The sequence below is a fragment of the Ralstonia pickettii genome (assembly GCF_000607165.1).
Lineage (GTDB): Bacteria > Pseudomonadota > Gammaproteobacteria > Burkholderiales > Burkholderiaceae > Ralstonia > Ralstonia holmesii.
In genome coordinates this window covers 1-17,815 of sequence record NZ_JFZG01000008.1, presented here as the reverse complement: position 1 = coordinate 17,815, position 17,815 = coordinate 1, and the positions used below count along the sequence as shown (strand labels likewise).

At 66.2% G+C, this 17,815-nt stretch carries 15 protein-coding genes; 8 read left to right on the top strand and 7 right to left on the bottom strand.

Going from position 1 to position 17,815, the window contains the following annotated elements; genetic code table 11:
- Nucleotides 1-146 precede the first annotated feature (146 nt).
- From BG83_RS0111540 to BG83_RS0111505, 8 genes are all read left to right on the top strand, one after another.
- Complete coding sequence (locus tag BG83_RS0111540) at nt 147-926, top strand: enoyl-CoA hydratase/isomerase family protein (protein WP_024976864.1); 780 nt, start codon at nt 147-149, stop codon at nt 924-926.
- Nucleotide 927: 1 nt separating this feature from the next.
- The gene (locus BG83_RS0111535) at nt 928-2,700 is read left to right on the top strand and encodes an acyclic terpene utilization AtuA family protein (RefSeq protein WP_024976863.1); all 1,773 of its coding nucleotides are present in this window, start codon (nt 928-930) and stop codon (nt 2,698-2,700) included.
- A gap of 14 nt (nt 2,701-2,714) precedes the next feature.
- Entirely contained in the window at nt 2,715-3,869 is a 1,155-nt protein-coding gene (locus BG83_RS0111530; protein ID WP_024976862.1) for an acyl-CoA dehydrogenase family protein, read from the top strand.
- Between the two features lie 31 nt (nt 3,870-3,900).
- Nucleotides 3,901-4,788, top strand: a complete 888-nt coding sequence (locus BG83_RS0111525; RefSeq protein ID WP_024976861.1) for an SDR family oxidoreductase — start codon at nt 3,901-3,903, stop codon at nt 4,786-4,788.
- Nucleotides 4,775-6,394, top strand: coding sequence for an acyl-CoA carboxylase subunit beta (locus BG83_RS0111520; RefSeq protein WP_024976860.1), 1,620 nt, complete (start codon nt 4,775-4,777; stop codon nt 6,392-6,394). The genes BG83_RS0111525 and BG83_RS0111520 overlap by 14 nt, the downstream gene beginning before the upstream one ends.
- Before the next feature lie 50 nt (nt 6,395-6,444).
- The gene (locus BG83_RS0111515) at nt 6,445-7,602 is read left to right on the top strand and encodes an acyl-CoA dehydrogenase family protein (protein ID WP_024976859.1); all 1,158 of its coding nucleotides are present in this window, start codon (nt 6,445-6,447) and stop codon (nt 7,600-7,602) included.
- Between the two features lie 3 nt (nt 7,603-7,605).
- The gene (locus tag BG83_RS0111510; protein WP_024976858.1) at nt 7,606-9,600 is read left to right on the top strand and encodes an acetyl/propionyl/methylcrotonyl-CoA carboxylase subunit alpha; all 1,995 of its coding nucleotides are present in this window, start codon (nt 7,606-7,608) and stop codon (nt 9,598-9,600) included.
- A 75-nt stretch (nt 9,601-9,675) separates the two neighbouring features.
- Entirely contained in the window at nt 9,676-11,262 is a 1,587-nt protein-coding gene (locus BG83_RS0111505) for an AMP-binding protein (RefSeq protein ID WP_024976857.1), read from the top strand.
- A 5-nt stretch (nt 11,263-11,267) separates the two neighbouring features.
- On the opposite strand, the gene BG83_RS0111500 is transcribed toward BG83_RS0111505, so the two are convergent.
- From BG83_RS0111500 to BG83_RS0111470, 7 genes are all read right to left on the bottom strand, one after another.
- A complete protein-coding gene (locus BG83_RS0111500; protein ID WP_024976856.1) occupies nt 11,268-11,945 on the bottom strand; it encodes a TetR/AcrR family transcriptional regulator in 678 nt (225 codons plus the stop codon).
- Between the two features lie 61 nt (nt 11,946-12,006).
- Nucleotides 12,007-12,960 (bottom strand): MBL fold metallo-hydrolase, encoded by a 954-nt coding sequence (locus BG83_RS0111495; RefSeq protein ID WP_024976855.1) that lies wholly within the window; start codon nt 12,958-12,960, stop codon nt 12,007-12,009.
- Between the two features lie 12 nt (nt 12,961-12,972).
- Complete coding sequence (locus BG83_RS0111490) at nt 12,973-13,239, bottom strand: DUF1289 domain-containing protein (RefSeq protein WP_024976854.1); 267 nt, start codon at nt 13,237-13,239, stop codon at nt 12,973-12,975.
- Between the two features lie 10 nt (nt 13,240-13,249).
- Entirely contained in the window at nt 13,250-13,750 is a 501-nt protein-coding gene (locus BG83_RS0111485; RefSeq protein ID WP_024976853.1) for a YbaK/EbsC family protein, read from the bottom strand.
- Nucleotides 13,751-13,772: 22 nt separating this feature from the next.
- Nucleotides 13,773-14,702 (bottom strand): hydroxymethylglutaryl-CoA lyase, encoded by a 930-nt coding sequence (locus BG83_RS0111480; RefSeq protein ID WP_024976852.1) that lies wholly within the window; start codon nt 14,700-14,702, stop codon nt 13,773-13,775.
- 1 nt (nt 14,703) lies between these two features.
- A complete protein-coding gene (locus BG83_RS0111475) occupies nt 14,704-15,645 on the bottom strand; it encodes a 2-hydroxyacid dehydrogenase (RefSeq protein ID WP_024976851.1) in 942 nt (313 codons plus the stop codon).
- 98 nt (nt 15,646-15,743) lie between these two features.
- The gene (locus BG83_RS0111470) at nt 15,744-17,768 is read right to left on the bottom strand and encodes an acetyl/propionyl/methylcrotonyl-CoA carboxylase subunit alpha (RefSeq protein ID WP_024976850.1); all 2,025 of its coding nucleotides are present in this window, start codon (nt 17,766-17,768) and stop codon (nt 15,744-15,746) included.
- Nucleotides 17,769-17,815: the final 47 nt, after the last annotated feature.

Below are 17,815 nucleotides of genomic sequence, written 5' to 3'. Positions count from 1 at the left end.
ATAAATCAGGGGGTTATAGCGCCGCGACGCTGCTGTAGAAAATTGTTGGAAGCGATGTCGCTCGAACGCTTCCATTTTTTCAAGCAAATGATTTAGTATTGCCGGGCAGGTTGTCCAACCGAATCCCTTTTCAAGGCGAACATCGCGTGAGCACGGACCCGGAACTCCTCATTGAGCGGCGCGGCCAGGCGCTGTGGCTGACCATTCAGCGCGAAGACCGCCGCAACGCGATCAACGCCGCCGTGCTCGAAGCGCTGACAGCCGCGTTGGCCGACGCCAGCCGCGACACTTCCGTGCGGGCCGTGGTGCTGACTGGCACCGGCACGCGTGCCTTCTGTGCCGGCGCCGATCTGCAAACCGGCCAATCCTTTCGCTTCGACTATTCCCAGCCGCATCAGGCCCTGGCCGATCTGTTTCGCCAGGCGCGCCGCTGCACCGTGCCGCTCATAGCCCGCGTGAATGGTGCATGCATGGCGGGCGGCATGGGCTTGCTGGCGATGTGCGATCTGGCGGTGGCAAGCCGCAGCGCCACGTTCGGATTGCCGGAGGTGAAGGTCGGCGTGTTCCCCGCGCAGGTGTTGGCCGTGCTGCAGCACCAGTTGCCGCGCCGCGTATTGAACGAGCTGTGCCTGACGGGCGAACCGATGAGCGCAGACCGCGCACTCGCCGCAGGCCTCGTCAACGAAGTCGCAGAGCCCGAAGCGCTTGATGGGGCCGTCCATGCATTGCTTGCGCGACTGCTCGACAAATCGCCGTCGGCCATCCGGCGTGGGTTGTACACGCTCAAGCAGGTTGAATCGCTCGGCTTCGAGCAGGCCATGGCGTTCACCGAAAGCCAGATCGGCCTGTTCGCCCTGACCGAAGATGCGCAGGAAGGGCAAGCCGCCTTTCGCGAAAAGCGCGCTCCTAACTGGACGGGCCGCTGACATGCGCAAGGACACCGTTTCCATTGGCGGGGCCAGCGGTTTCTGGGGCGACAGCATCACGGGCCCGATGCAGCTGGTCGCCTCGGGCCGTCTCGATTTCCTCGTCTTCGATTACCTGGCCGAGCTGACCATGTCGCTGCTGGCCAGCGCGCGCATGAAGAACGACGAGTTGGGTTACGCCACCGACTTTGTGAGCGTGGCGATGCGCGCGGTGCTCAAGGATGCGCTGGCGCAGAACATCCGCATCATCGCCAACGCGGGTGGCGTGAATCCGCGCGGATGCGCGGCTGCGTTGCAAGCGTTGGCCGATGAGCTGGGCGTGAGCGTGCGCGTTGCGGTGGTGGAAGGCGACGACGTCATGCCGCTGCTGCCCGCACTGCGCGAGGCGGGCGTGCGCGAATTGCAGAGCGGTCGCCCCTTGCCCGACAAGGTGGTGAGCGCCAATGCGTACCTGGGCGCATTGCCGATCAAGGCCGCGCTTGATGCGGGCGCGCAGGTCGTCATCACGGGGCGATGCGTCGACAGCGCCGTCACGCTCGGCGCGCTGATGCATCACTTCGGCTGGGCAATCGATGACTACGATCGACTCGCCGCCGGCAGCCTCGCCGGGCACATCCTTGAATGCGGCTGCCAGGGCGCGGGCGGCCTGCATACCGATTGGGAAGCGGTGCCCGACTGGGCGCACAGCGGCTACCCCATCGTCGAATGCCGGGCCGATGGCAGCTTCATCGTCACCAAGCCCGACGGCACGGGCGGGCTGGTGACGCCCGCTACCGTGGCCGAACAACTGCTCTACGAAATCGGCGACCCGGCGCGCTACGTGCTGCCCGATGTGGTGTGCGACTTCACACAGGTGACGATGGCGCAGGCAGGCGAGCATCACGTCGAAGTGCGCGGCGCACGCGGCCTTGCGCCTACGCCCGATTACAAGGTGAGTGCAACGTATGCCGATGGCTACCGCGCGACCGGTCAGCTCACCGTCGTCGGCATTGACGCCGATCGCAAGGCGCGCCGCACGGCCGAGGCGATTCTGGAGCGCACGCGCGGCCTGTTCCGCCAGCTCGGTCTGCCGGATTACAGCGCAACGCATATCGAGACGCTCGGTTCGGCGTATCTGTTCGGGCCGCACCAGCCGAACGTGCCGCGATTCGAATCGGTGATGTGGCTGACGGTGACGCATCCGAGCAAGCAAGCGTTGGAGTTGTTCGCGCGCGAAATCGCCCCGGCCGGCACGTCGTGGGCGCCGGGCACGACGGGCGCGGGTGGCCGGCCAAGCGTGGTGCCTGCCATCAAGCAATACGCCTTCCTGATCGACAAGGCGCGCGTGCAGCCGCGCGTGACGTTGCTGGGCGGGGAGGGCTTCGACATTACCGTGCCGACGGGCGGTGCCGCGCTTGAGGCTTCCGCTGCCGCACCAGCATCGGATGCCTTGCCGCCCGGCCCGACGCGCGAAGTCCCACTCATTGAACTCGCCTATGCCCGCAGCGGCGACAAGGGCGACACCTCCAACATCGGCGTCATCGCGCGTCGGCCAGAAGACCTGCCGTTGCTGCGCGCGCAACTGACCGAAGATGCCGTCGCCGCATACCTCGCGCACGTCGTGAAGGGTCGCGTCACGCGGTACGACTTGCCCGGCATCCACGCGCTGAACTTCGTGTGCGAGCAGGCGTTGGGCGGCGGCGGCATGGCCTCGCTGCGCAACGACCCGCTCGGCAAGGGCATGGCGCAGGTGCTGCTGACGATGCCGGTGCGCGTGCCGGTCGACCACCCTTGATTGACGAGGCGATCATGCTCTCAGGCCTGCTGCCGTCTGCCCGCTTCGACGCCGATCACGATACGTTTCGCGAGACCGTGCGCCGCTTTGTCGACAAGGCCGTGCTGCCGAACATCGATGCATGGGAAGAGGCCGAGACGTTTCCGCGTGAGTTGTATCGCGAGGCGGCGGATCTCGGCTTACTCGGCATCGGTTTTCCGGAGGAGTACGGCGGTACGCCGGGCGACTTGTTTCTGGAACTGGCGATGATCGAAGCGCTGACGCGGGCGGCCAGCGGCGGCTTGCTCGCATCGCTGTTCAGCCACACGATCGGTGCGCCGCCCATCGTGGCGGGTGGATCGGCCGATCTGAAGGCGCGTGTGCTGCCGGAAATCCTGTCGGGCGAGAAGATCAGCGCGCTCGCCATCACCGAGCCTTCGGGCGGATCGGACGTTGCCAACCTCGCCACGCGCGCGGTGCGGGTGGGCGATCACTACGTCGTCAACGGCAGCAAGATCTTCATCACCTCCGGCATGCGCGCGGATTACATCACCGTGGCCGTGCGCACGGGCGGCGCGGGGGCTGGCGGCATTTCTGTGCTGCTGGTGGAAGGCGATACGCCGGGCCTGACGCGCACGCCGCTCAGAAAAATGGGCTGGTGGTGCTCCGACACGGCGCAACTGCACTTCGACAACTGCCGCGTGCCCATCGGCAACCTGCTCGGCGTGGAAAACCGCGGCTTCGAGCTGGTGATGCGCAACTTCAACCACGAACGCCTCGCGCTCGCGATGCAAGCCTATGGCCTGGCGCGCACGTGCCTGGCTGAAGCCGTGGAATGGGCCACCCAGCGCGAAACCTTCGGCAAGCGCCTCGTGCAGCATCAAGTCGTGCGGCAGAAGCTGGTGGCCATGGCCACGCGCATCGAAGCCACCCGGGCATTGCTTGAAGACCTGATGCGACGCATGCAGGCCGGCGATTCACCGGTCGCGCAACTATGCATGCTGAAGAATTTCGCCACGCAGGGTCTGCAGTTCTGTGCCGACACGGCCGTGCAACTGCTCGGCGGCATGGGCTTCATGCGCGGCACGAAGTCGGAGCGCATCTATCGTGAAGTGAAGGTCTACATGATCGGCGGCGGCGCGGAGGAAATCCTCAGCGATCTTGCCGCGCGCCAGCTCGGCTGGGCCTAAGGGCCTAACGCGCGCAATCAGGGAGAGAACCATGTATCGCTCAGTCTTTCGACCGGGGCTGTTTCAGGGGCAAGTGGCCGTGGTGACGGGTGGCGGCAGCGGCATTGGCCGGTGCACCGCGCATGAGTTGGCGTCGCTGGGGGCGGCGGTCGCGTTGGTGGGGCGCAATGCAGAGAAGCTTGCCGCCGTGCGCACGGAGATTGTCGAAGCCGGCGGCACCGCGCACACCTACGTTTGCAACATCCGCGACGAGGCCGCTGCGCAAGCCACCGTCGCGCAAATCTACGGCGAGCACGGCCGCATCGACGCGCTGGTCAACAACGCGGGCGGCCAGTTTCCGGCGCCGCTCAAAGACATCTCTGCCAAGGGCTGGGAAGCGGTGGTGCAGACGAATCTCACCGGCGGCTTCCTGATGGCGCGCGAGTGCCTGAACCAGGCGATGCAGCAGCGCGGCGGCGCCATCGTCAACATCGTGGCCGACATGTGGGGCGGCATGCCGAACATGGGCCACTCCGGCGCAGCACGCGCGGGCATGGTCAACTTTACGGAGACGGCGGCGTTCGAGTGGGCGCAGTACGGCGTGCGCGTGAACGCGGTGGCGCCCGGTTATGTGGCGTCGTCGGGCATGGACGCGTATCCGCCGTGGATGGCCGAGACCATCCGCAGCATGCCTTCGACGGTGCCGCTCGGTCGCTTTGCCACCGAGGCGGAAGTGTCGTCGGCAATCGTGTATCTGCTCTCGGAAGCCGCCGCGTTTATCACCGGCACGACGCTGCGCGTGGACGGCGGCCGCCCGAACGTGCGGCCCGGGTCGCCCATGCCGGCACCGCGTCATGGCGCCGGGCCGTTCAACGGCTTCCACCTGGCCGTGACGCCCAAGGTGCTGCAAGACGAGGAGGGCCGCAATGCCGGCGCTTGAATCGCGCATCGTGCCGCATAGCGACGTGTACCTGCAGAACCACGCCGCGCTCACGGAACTCGTCGGCCAGTTGCGCACGCTGGAAGACCGCACGCGCAACAAGTCCGAGGCTTCGCGCGCGCGCTTCGAGCAGCGCGGGCAACTGCTGCCGCGTGACCGGCTCGGCCGCTTGCTCGACGCCGGTGCGCCGTTTCTGGAGCTGTCCACGCTGGCGGGTTTTTGCCTCGACCACACAGACCCGGCGCGCTCGATTCCTGGCGGCGGCTTCATCGCGGGCATCGGCTGGGTGAGCGGCGTGCGCGCAATGATCATCGTTGACGATGCGGGCATCGATGCAGGCGCCGTGCAGCCGATGGGCATCGAGAAGTTCCAGCGGGCTCAGGCTATTGCGCTGGAGCAGAAGCTGCCGTTCATCCACCTTGTCGAATCGGCCGGCGCCAACCTGTTGACCTATCGTGTGGAGACCTTCATCCATGGTGGCAGCGGTTTCTATTGGCTCGCGCGGCTGTCGGCGGCGGGCATTCCGGTGATCAGCGTGGTGCACGGGTCGAGCACGGCGGGTGGTGCATACATGCCCGGCCTGTCGGACTACGTGGTGATGGTGCGTGATCGTGCGCGTGCATTTCTCGCCGGTCCACCGCTGCTGAAAGCGGCCACGGGTGAGATCGCCACCGAAGAGGAACTGGGCGGCGCACAGATGCACGCCAGCACGTCGGGCTTGGCTGAATACCTGGCTGAAGACGATGCCGACGCACTGCGCATCGCACGCGAACTTGTGGCTGCGCTCGACTGGAACCGCGATGTGCCGGCAGCGGATCGCCCTTATGCGCCGCCGCGCTTTGATGCGGAGGAATTGCTCGGCATTGCGCTGGCCGATCATCGCAAGCCGCTCGACATGCGCGAGGTGATTGCCCGCATTGCCGATGGATCGGAGTTTCTGGAGTTCAAGCCCGACTACGGCCCCGCAACGATCACGGGGCACGCGGCCATCTGCGGCATGCGCGTCGGCGTCATCACGAACAACGGGCCGCTGGACCCGGCCGGCGCCACCAAGGTGGTGCATTTCATCCAGGCGTGCTGCCAGGCCGACACGCCGCTGCTGTACCTGCAAAACACCACCGGCTTCATCGTCGGCAAGGCGTCGGAGCAGGCCGGCATGATCAAGCACGGATCGAAGATGATCCAGGCCATGGCCAACGCCACCGTGCCGCGCATCACCGTGCATTGCGGTGCGTCGTTCGGGGCGGGCAACTACGGCATGTCGGGGCGCGGCTTCTTTCCGGATTTCTGCTTCAGCTGGCCCAATGCCAAGACGGCCGTGATGGGCGCAGAGCAGGCCGCCGGCACGATGGCGACGGTCATGGCCGCGAGCATGCAACGCAAGACGCAAACCGTCGACCATGAAGCCATCGAAGCGATGCGCGCCAAGGTGATCGACACGTTCGAGCGGCAGTCCGATGCGTTCACCGTTTCGGGCCGATTGCTGGACGACGGCGTGATCGACCCGCGCGACACGCGCAAGGTACTGGCTTGTGTGCTTGGGGTGTCCGACGAAGCGCGCCGCCGCACCCTGCACCCGATCCAGTTTGGCGTTGCGCGCCCGTAGCCACCCCGAACCCATACACGAACAGCCCAGGACAAGCGGAGCGAGACACCATGCACTTCACCCACGAGCATCAGGAACTGCAGCGCAACCTCAAGCGCTTCATCGACAGCGACATCAACCCGTACGTCGATGAATGGGAGGCAGCGGAGATGTTCCCTGCCAAGCAGCTCTTCAAGAAGATGGGCGAGCTGGGTTTTCTCGGCATCGCCAAGCCGACCGAGTTTGGGGGGCTGGGCCTCGACTATTCATATGCGATGGCGATGGCCGAGACGCTTGGCCACATCCACTGCGGCGGTGTGCCGATGGCGATTGGCGTGCAGACCGACATGGCGACGCCTGCGCTTGCCCGCTTCGGTTCGGACGACCTGCGCGCGCAGTTCCTGGCTCCCGCCATCAGCGGCGATGCGGTGGCGTGTGTGGGCGTGTCGGAGCCCAGCGCGGGCTCCGATGTGGCGAGCATCAAGACCACCGCACGCAAGGACGGTGACGACTACATCATCAACGGCAGCAAGATGTGGATCACCAACAGCCTGCAGGCAGACTGGATGTGCCTGCTGGCCAACACATCGGACGACCCCGCCCACCGCAACAAGTCGCTCATCATCGTGCCGATGAACACGAAGGGCGTGTCGGTCGGCAAGAAGATCCGCAAGATCGGCATGAATTCGTCGGACACCGGCCTCATCTACTTTGACGACGTGCGCGTGCCCCAACGTTACCGCGTCGGCGAGGAAGGCAAGGGCTTCACGTACCAGATGCTGCAGTTCCAGGAAGAGCGCATGTGGGCCGCGGCCAGCAGCCTGGCAACGATGACGATGTGCATCGAGGCCACCGCCGAGTACGCGCGCGAGCGCAAGCTGTTTGGCGCCAGCCTGCTCGACAACCAGTGGGTTCACTTCAAGCTGGCCGAGTTGAAGACGGAGGTGGAAGCGTTGCGCGCGCTCACGTATCGCGCGTGCGATCTGTACATCCAAGGGCAGGACGTGACGGAGCTGGCATCGATGGCCAAGCTCAAGGCGGGGCGGCTGGCGCGCATCGTGCCCGATGCCTGCTTGCAGTTCTGGGGCGGCATGGGCTTCACGTGGGACAACCCGGTCTCGCGCTATTACCGCGACGGGCGTCTGGGCTCCATTGGCGGCGGCGCCGACGAGGTGATGCTGGGCATCATCTGCAAGTACATGAACACGCTTCCGGGCAAGAAGGGCTGAGCGATGACCGCCCCGCATGCGGCTTTCCGCTCGATCCTGATCGCCAACCGGGGCGAGATTGCGCTGCGCATCATGCGCACGGCGCGCCGCCTTGGCATGCGCACCATTGCCGTGTATTCCGAGGCTGACCGCGATGCGCCGCACTGCCGCGCGGCCGATCTTGCGTTGCCGATTGGCCCATCGCAACCGCAGGCGTCTTACCTGAACATTGCGGCATTGCTGGAAGCCGCGCGCAAGTCGGGCACACAGGCAATCCATCCCGGCTACGGTTTCCTTGCGGAGAGCGACGCCTTTGCCCGTGCGTGCGCAGACGCGGGCCTCGTCTTTATCGGGCCGCCTGCGGATGCCATCCGCGCGATGGGCAACAAGGCCGGCGCCAAGCGCCTGATGGAAGCCGCTGGCGTGCCGTGCGTGCCGGGTTATCAGGGCGAGGATCAATCCGCTGCGCGCATGGCGCACGAAGCCGCCCGCATTGGCTATCCGGTGATGATCAAGGCGGCGGCCGGTGGCGGTGGCCGCGGCATGCGTCGGGTAGACCGCGCAGAGGACTTTGCGGCCGCGCTGCAGTCCGCGCGCTCCGAGGCGGAGAACGCGTTTGCCTCGGGCGAGCTGATCCTGGAGAAGGCCATCGTCGAGCCGCGCCATATCGAGATCCAGGTGTTTGCCGATACGCATGGCAACGTGGTTCACCTCGGCGAGCGTGATTGCTCGGTGCAGCGCCGGCATCAGAAGGTGATCGAAGAATCGCCGTCGCCTGCCGTATCGCCCGAGTTGCGTGCGCGCATGGGCGCGGTGTCGGTGGCGGCGGCGCGCGCGATCGGCTATGTGGGTGCGGGCACGCTGGAGTTTCTGCTCGCCCCGGACGGCGCGTTTTACTTCATGGAGATGAACACGCGCCTGCAGGTGGAGCATGCCGTGACCGAAGCGGTGATCGGGGGCGATCTGGTCGAGTGGCAGTTGCGTGTGGCGCTTGGCGAGCCGTTGCCGCTCGCGCAAGACGCCATCGATGCACGTCGCGCACAAGGCGGGCACGCCGTCGAAGTGCGCCTGTGCGCAGAAGACCCGCAGCAGGATTTCCTGCCGCAAAGCGGCACCGTTGCCCGCTGGCGTGCACCGCAGGATGTCCGCACGGACCATGCATTGGCCGACGGGCTTGTCGTCTCGCCGTACTACGATTCGATGCTCGCCAAGATCGTCGCGCACGGCACCGACCGCGCTGATGCGTGTCGACGGCTGGCGCATGCCTTGGATGATTGCCTGCTGCTTGGCCTGCCGACCAACCGTGCGTTTCTGCGCGATTGCGTCGCGCACCCGACGTTCCTTGCCGGCGATGTGTCGACCGCGTTCATCGCCCGGCATTTCCCGGCCGCGATGCGTCATGCGGCCGTACCCGACGCAGCGGTCTGCCAGGCGGCTGCCGTGCTGCTCACGCACCTGCGCCAGGAAACCGCGCGCCGCTATCCCGCAGAACTGCATGGCTGGGCCAGCAGTTGCACATACCCCACGCTGTGCCGCTTCACGCTCGACGATCAGGCCATCGAGATGCGCGTGCGAGCGCTCGGTGCACGGCGATGGGAATTGACTTGGGACGGCGGTTCCACTCAGGTGGCCCTTGTGTCAGCGGCCAACGACCGCGTCACGCTTGCGCTGGGCGACACGCTCCACGCGGTCGACTACGCCTTCACCGGCGACGCTTGCCACTTCGTGCTGAATGGCGTCGAGCACACCGCCGTCGACACCACTTACGCCCGGGCGGAGCGTGACGGCGTGCAAGCCGGCAGCGGCCGGATCAGCGCACCGATGAATGGCCGCGTGGTTGCCGTACACGTGGCTCAAGGCGAGGCGGTCTGCGCCGGTCAGGTGCTGCTGGTGGTCGAGGCGATGAAGATGGAGCACAGCATTGCCGCACCACTCGCAGGCGAGGTGAAAGGTCTGTTCACCCAGGTCGGGGCACAGGTTGCGCCCGGCGGGTTGCTGATGGAGATTGCCGCGGCCTGACGGTTGCACTGCCGTCCTGATCCATCGTTTCGTCGTGCAGCTCATGCGGTCAATGCAGTCCATAGGAGACGTCCCATGTCCGAAGCCACGCCAGACCTCACGCTCGAAGCCAACCTGCTGAACCGGGTGGCGCTGGGCGATACGTTGCATCGCAGTGCACGCAAGTTCGGCGCGAAGGTCGCGCTGGTCGATGGCCCGCGTCGCATGACGCATGGCGAACTCAACGCAGACAGTAATCGCTATGGGCACGCGCTGCTTGCAAGCGGCCTCACGCCCGGCGACAAGGTGGCGATGGTGTGTGGCAACTCGGCGCAGTTCTTGGTGGCCGCGTACGGCATTTTGAAGGCGGGGCTGGTGTGGGTGCCGATCAATGCGATGCTCGGGCCGGACGATGTGCGCTACATCCTCGAACATGCCGAGGCGCGCCATGTGGTGATTGACGCGGCGCTGTACCCGGCGCTGCGTGACACGCTGTCGGCGCTTGCTTTGCCCGCGCACCAGTGCTTCGGCGCACCGGTTGCCGATGGCCCGCAAACCGTGGAGCAAGCGTTGCAAGGCCACGCCGATACGCTGCCCGCCGTGGTGATCGACGATCGCGATCTCGCGCTCATCATGTACACCAGCGGCACGACCGGCCGACCCAAGGGCGCAATGCACTCGCATCGCTCGGTGCATGCCGCGCTAATGTCCAACATCGCAGGCCTGAATCTGAACGAGACCGATGTGTTCTCGTGCCTGCTGCCGATGTTCCACTGCGCGCAGTTTGCGACCGCCGCGTCCGCGATGCTGGTGGGCGCCACGCTCGTCATACAGCGCGGTTTTGATCCGGCGGCGCTGCTCGATGCGATTGCGAGCGAGCGCATCACGCAACTGTTCGGCCTGCCGCTCATGTACGCCGCGCTGCTGCACCATCCGCTGCGTGCGCAGCGCGATCTCTCAAGCCTGCGCCTATGCCTGTATGCGATGGCGCCGATGGCCAAGCCGCTGCTCGAACGCCTGATTGCCGAGGTGTGTCCGAACTTTGCGCTCGGCTCAGGCCAGACCGAAATTTTCCCGATGACGATGTACTTCGCGCCCAACCAGCAACTGCAGCGCACCGGCAACTACTGGGGCCAGCCATGCATGGTGAACGAGGCGGCCATCATGGACGATCAAGGCAATCTGCTCGGCCCGGACCAATTGGGCGAGATCGTGCATCGCGGCCCTAACGTCATGCTCGGCTACTACAAGGACCCGCAGGCCACCGCCAACGCGCGCCGCTTCGGCTGGCACCACACGGGCGACCTCGGCATGTGGGATACCGACGGCCAGCTTCAGTTCAAGGACCGCATCAAGGACATGATCAAGACCGGCGGTGAGAACGTGCCTTCGGTCAAGGTGGAAGAAGTGTTGCTGCGGCACCCGGCCGTGGCGAACGCCGCGGTGGTCGGCTTGCCGCATGTGCACTGGGTGGAAGCGGTGGCAGCGTTCGTCTGCCTCAAGCCCGATGCACACGCCGATGCCGCCGCGCTGCAGGCGCATTGCAGAGAGCATCTCGGTAGCTTTGAGGTGCCTAAGCACATCGCCGTGGTCGACAAGCTGCCCATGACGGCGACCGGCAAGATCCAGAAGCACGTGCTGCGCACTGCCAACCAGACGTTGTTCGAGGGCGATGCGCGCTAGGGGTGCTAAGCCGTCGGCTGGGGCGGCGTACGCAGGATGAACAGCACGGCCTGATCGGCCAGCGCGTCAATGCTGATGCCCGCGCCAGCCTGATACCACTGCGCCGTCCAGTTGAGCGCGCCGAACATCAGCAGGCGGTCGACGGGCGTCGGGTGTGCCCATTCGCCCGAGGCGCGCAGGCGGTCGATCACGCGCGTCCAGATGTCTTCGTAACGGTCTTTGAGCGCGATGATGCGTTCTTGCGCCTGCGTATCGAGCGAGCGCCACTCATACAGCATCACCGGAATGAAATCCTGGTGGGGCGCAAGGATCGTGTAGAGGTGCGCGCGCACGAGTTGGCGCATCGCCTCGCGCGGCGGCAGGTCGTCGATATCGATGGCTTCGATGTCGGCCAGCGCCACGGTCAGGCCGTGTTCGATCACCGCCTGCAGGATGTCCTGCTTGGTTTTGAAGTGGTAGAACCAACTGCCCGCATGGACGCCCGTGGCGGCGGCAATGTCGCGCACCGTGGTGTTGCCGTAGCCCTTCTCGCGGAACAGCCTGGCCGATTGCTCGATCAACGCGCGGCGCAAGCCCTCGTTGGCATCCTGCGCGGGGCGGCCGCGCTTGCGGCGCGGCGCTTCGGCTTCAGTGGCGGCTCCTGTGGCGGACTCGGGCGGATTGGATGTGGCGGGTTTCGGCATGCCCAGGCGAAGAGAAGAGGCGTCGCTGCATTGTAGCGGGGCATCGCCGCCGCGCGGCACGTCAATCGCGGTTCAGGATGCGGCCGTGTTCGACGGTGGCGGCGCCTGCCTTGACCAGCGCCGCGATCGCGGCATCCACCAACGTTTCCATCGATTGGCTTGCGAAGAAGCGCGCTTGCAAGCGCGGCATCAGCGTGGTCTGCGTGAACCACGCGAACAGCGCGTCGTGCGACAGCGCCTGCTGCTCCAGCAGCTTGAACTTCACCAGCACGCGGATGGCGTGCAGCGCATTGCGCTCCGGGTCTGCGCGCAGATACGCAAGCCGCCCCAGCGATGCATCAATCGCGGCGTTGACGCTGGTGAACGGCCGGCCGTGTCCAGGAATCACCACGCGCGCATCGAGCTGCGCGATGCGCTCAAGAATGGCCTGCTGCTCGGCAAAGCCGCTCTCGCCTTCCAGCTCGGGAAAGATCACACCAAAGCCGCGCTCCCACAACGCATCGGCAGAGATCAGCACGCGTGTGTCGGGGTTGAAGAGGATGACCGCGTGCGGGTCGTGCCCGGGCGCGCTGATGACCTGCCAGTCGAAACCGCCTAGCCGTGCCGTCATGCCGTCGGCGAGGCCCGCGTCGGCATCGCTGTCAGGCAGCGTGAAGCGTGCGCATTCCTGGCCGGTGGGGGCGTAGCTCAGGGCGTCGGTATCCCAGCGGCGCACGTCGTCGATCTGCGCCGCAGGCACGCGCGTGTGACTGCCGTAGAGTGCCCGCAGCGCGGCATTGCCGCCGCAATGGTCGGAGTGCAAGTGCGTGTTCAGCAGACGGCGCAGCGGCCTGCCTTGCAGGGCGTGCTTCACAAGCGCCACAGTTTGCGGGGCGTGCGTGAGGTAGCCGGTGTCCACCAGTGCGCAGCCGCCTTGCGCATCGTCATCGAAGAAAAGGATGTTGTTGGACGACAGCCAGCCGCGCTCGAACACGCGCATCGAATCAGGCAAGGTGACGATGTCGTGTTCGGCCATGGTGATGGGCGCTCAGGCGCAGGGCGTCTCGTTGAGCCAGGCGCAGGCGCGCTCGGGCAAGGTCTTCCACACGGCCTGGCGAGCGGTGTCGTTCATGGTCGACCAGGCGGCAATTTCGTCGATGGTGCGCATGCAGCCGATGCACAGGCCGCGCGCCTCGTCCATCTTGCACACGCTGATGCACGGCGACGACACCGGCTGGGCGCGCTCGGCCTGCGCGCGGCTATTGCGCAGCTTGCCGAGCGAGAGCTTCAGTTGCGCGCGGGTGCAGGCGTCCATGTGTGTTCGATCAGTCGCGCTGGGCGATGTCGGCCACAGGCGCGCCCGTCATGGCTTCCAGTTCGGCGGGCGTGAGGTTGAACACGGCGTGCGGGTGGCCGGCAGCGGCCCACACGCTGTCGTACTGGAACAGATCCTTGTCGAGCAGCATGACGGGCTTTACGGCATGGCCCACCGGACACACGCCACCGATGGCGTAACCGGTCTTCTCGCGGACGAACTTCGCATCGGCCTTGGCCAGTGCGCCCACGTGCGCGGAAACCTTTGCTTCGTCGACACGATTGGTGCCGCTGGCGATCACCAGCACAGGCACATCGTCATCCGCACGACGGAAGATGATCGACTTGGCGATCTCCGCCACCGAGCAGCCCAGTCCGGCAGCCGCTTCAGCAGACGTTTTTCCCGTGGCGGGCAGCATCACGATGGCTTTCTCGTAGCCGAGCGTGCGCAGGTGGTCGGCCACGCGTTGGGCAGATTCAGGCAGCGGTGCGTTCGTATCGGTAGCGGTCATCGTCGTTCTTCTTGATGGGGTTTCAGATGCAGGCCTGGGCGATCTGGTCCTGCAGCTTGAGCAACAGCGCGCGGCCTGCACGGGACGCGGTGGGGCGGCCGATGGCTTGCGAGATGAAGTCGCCCGCCAGCACGACCTTGTCCAGGTCGATGCCGGTGCGGATGCCCAGGCCGTGCAGCAGGTACAGCACGTCTTCGGTGGCCACGTTGCCGGTGGCGCCCTTGGCATACGGGCAGCCGCCCAGCCCCGCTACCGATGCGTGGAAGATGGCGATGCCGACTTCCAGGCTGGCGAGGATGTTGGCCAGCGCCTGGCCGTACGTGTCGTGGAAATGGCCCGAGAGGCGGTCGATCGGGAACGTCGCCGCGGCGGCTTCCATCACGGTTTTCACCTGCCCGGCGGTGCCCACGCCGATGGTGTCGGCAATGTCGATCTCGTCGCAGCCCAGGTCGGCCATGCGCTTGATGACGTCCACTACCGACGATACCGGCACCTCGCCCTGGTACGGGCAGCCCAGCGAACACGAGATCGACCCGCGCACGCGAATGCCTGCATCCTTGGCGGCCTTGGCCACCGGCGCAAAGCGTTCGATCGATTCGGCGATCGTGCAGTTGATGTTCTTCTGCGCGAAGGCCTCGCTGGCGGCGCTGAAGATCACGATCTCGTCCGCGCCTGCTGCCGCAGCGCCTTCGAAACCCTTCATGTTGGGTGTGAGCACCGAATACAGCGTGCCCGGCCGGCGCTGGATGCGCGCCATCACATCGGCGCCATCGGCCATGGCCGGCACCCACTTGGGCGACACGAACGACGCGGCTTCCACGTTCACGAAGCCGGCCTCGGACAGCCGGTTCACCAGTTCGACCTTGGTGTCGGTGGAAACCGGCGCCTTCTCGTTCTGAAGACCGTCGCGCGGGCCGACCTCGACCACTTTTACGAAAAGCGGAGTGCTCATCTCAGTAACCTCGTTGCAGATCGACGATGCCGGCAATCGGTTCGCCGGCTTCCAGCGCGCGGATCTTGCGCGCGATCTGGGCAATGCTGACCTCGCGCAGCGTCAGCGCCGAAATGTGCGGCGTGATGTGGATGCGCGGTTCGGTCCAAAAAGGATGGTCGGCGGGCAGCGGCTCGGTGCGGAATACGTCGAGCGCGGCGCCGGCAATGTGGCCGCTGCGCACGGCGGCCAGCAGGTCGTCTTCCACCAGATGCTTGCCGCGCGCCACGTTGACAACGAACGCGCCGGGTGCGAGCTGACCGAGCAGCTTTGCGTCGATCACGTTTTCCGTGTCGGCGGTCAGCGGCAGCACGTTCACCAGCACGCGCGTGCCGGCCAGGAAGCCAGGCAGGGCTTCGCTGCCCGTACGGCAATCGACGCCCTCGACGTGCTTGGCAGAACGGCTCCAGCCGCGCACCGGAAAGCCGAAGCCCGCCAACGTCTTGGCGATGTGCGTACCGAGCACGCCCAGGCCCAGCACGCCCACGACAAACTCGTCACGGTTGAACGGCTTGAGGAAGCGCCACATCTTGGCTTGCTGCTGGCGCTCGTATTCATCAAGCCGGCGGAAGAAGCGCAACACGGCATGCGTGACGTACTCGCCCATCTGCGCGGCCATGCCGGCATCGTCCAGACGCACGATCGGCAGGCCTTCGGGAATCGCATCGGGCGATTGCGCGCGCAGGCCGAGGATGGCATCCACGCCCGCGCCCAGGTTGAACACGGCGCGCAGATCCGTGCGGCCGCGCAGCATCTCGGCGGGCGGCTGCCAGACCACGGCGTAATCAGCGTCCTGCGCCGCACCTTGCGCCCATACCGACAGCCGCGCCTCAGGCAGTGCCTGCGCAAAACCGTCGAGCCAGGGTTGGGGCTTGCCGTCGGGCGTGTAGATCTGGATGTGCATGTGGGGCGACTTCAATGCGGGTAGTTGACGTATACGTCAAGCAGTGTAGCAGGGGCCGGCAACGCGCGTTGCAGCCCCGCCTGCGCGTCATTCAGCCATCACTCCGCCGGCTTGAACGCCAGCAGTTGCACGCCTTCCGTTACCTGATCGCCTACGCCATACAGCACGGATTCGACGACGCCGTCGGCCGGTGCGGTGAGCGTGTGCTCCATCTTCATGGCTTCCATCACGACGAGCGGTGCGCCCTTGGTGACGGTCTGCCCCGGTGCGGCCAGCACGGCGATGACCTTGCCGGGCATCGGCGCGGTCAGCTTGCCGCCTTCGTCGTCGGCTTCGCCGGCATGGGCGAGCGGGTCGTGGCGCTCCAGCGTCCAGTGCGCGCCGCCGGTGAAGACGTGGAATGTGTCGCCGTCGACATGCACCTGACCAGTCGCCTTGTGCGAGCCCAGCGTGACGGTGAAGGTCTCTGCATGGCGCTGCGAGGTGAATGGCGCTTCATGCCCGTTTGCTTTCAGACGCGAGCCGTCGCGGCCATAGACGAGCGCGGCGTCGACGGCCTGTTCGCCGTGCGAGAAGCGCAGCGTGCGCTCAGCCGCGCCGTTCAGGCGCCAGCCGCTGCCGCGTGCCCACGGCGAATGCGGATCGCGTGTGTCCGTGCGCAGGCTGCGTGCCTCGCGGGCAAGCAGGGCAGCCACGGCCAGGGCGATGGCGTCTTGCGGCACGTCCGGCGCTGCCGGGAACAGCGTGTCGTGATTGCGCGCGATCAGGCCGGTATCCAGATCGGCGGTCGCAAACGGCGTCGATGCGACCAGGCGGCGCAGGAAGGCCACGTTGGACGACAGCCCCACCAGATGGAAGCTGCCCAGCGCCTGCAGCATGCGCGCGAGCGCTTCTTCACGGTCACGGCCCCAGACGATGAGCTTGGCGATCATCGGATCGTAGTAAGGGCTGATGGCATCGCCTTCGCGCACACCCGCGTCGATGCGCACGGCCGCGGGTTCGCCATTGGCTTGCGCGCCCACGGTAAATTCCACCGCTGCCGGCGTGCGCAGCACCTTCAGCGTGCCGATGGACGGCAGGAAATCGCGCTCGGGGTTTTCTGCGTAGATGCGTGCTTCCAGCGCGTGGCCGTGGATATGCAGTTCGTCCTGCGCGCGCGGCAGCGGCTCGCCGGAGGCCACGCGCAATTGCCATTCGACGAGGTCTTCACCCGTGATCATTTCGGTGACCGGATGCTCGACCTGCAGGCGCGTGTTCATCTCCATGAAGTAGAACGTGCCGTCTTCGTCGACGATGAATTCGACTGTGCCGGCACCCACGTAGCCCACGGCGCGCGCGGCAGCCACAGCGGCTTCGCCCATCGCGCGGCGACGGTCCAGCGTCATGCCGGGCGCCGGTGCCTCTTCCAGTACTTTCTGGTGGCGGCGCTGCACCGAGCAGTCGCGCTCGAACAGGTAGACGGCGCCGCCGAAGCTGTCGGCAAACACCTGGATCTCAATGTGGCGCGGGCGCGTGAGGTACTTCTCGATTAGCACGCGGTCATCGCCAAAGCTGGAGGACGCTTCGCGCTTGACGGAGGCCAGCGAGGCTTCAAACGCATCGCCCGATTCCACCACGCGCATGCCCTTGCCACCGCCGCCCGCACTCGCCTTGATGAGCACCGGGTAACCGATGCGATCGGCCTGCGTGCGCAGGAATGCGGCGTCCTGGTTGTCGCCGTGGTAGCCCGGGACGAGCGGCACGCCGGCCGTTTCCATCAACGCCTTGGCCGCACTTTTGCTGCCCATCGCTTCGATGGCCGAGGCCGGCGGGCCGACGAAGATGATGCCGGCGTCTGCGCAGGCCTTGGCGAAGGCTTCGTTTTCCGACAGGAAACCGTAGCCTGGGTGGACGGCCTGGGCGCCGGTGGCACGCGCCGCTTCGAGGATGCGGTCGGCGCGCAGGTAGCTGTCGCGGGCGGCGGGCTCACCGATGTGGATGGCTTCGTCGCAGGCCGCAACGTGGCGGGCATTGGCGTCGGCATCGGAGTAGACGGCGACTGTGCGGATGCCCAGCTTGCGGCAGGTGGCGGCGACTCGGCAGGCGATTTCGCCTCGGTTGGCGATGAGGAGCTTGGTGATCATGGTGTTGTTACGTCTCCTGGTATTGGTTTTGCACTTGTGGTGCGTCC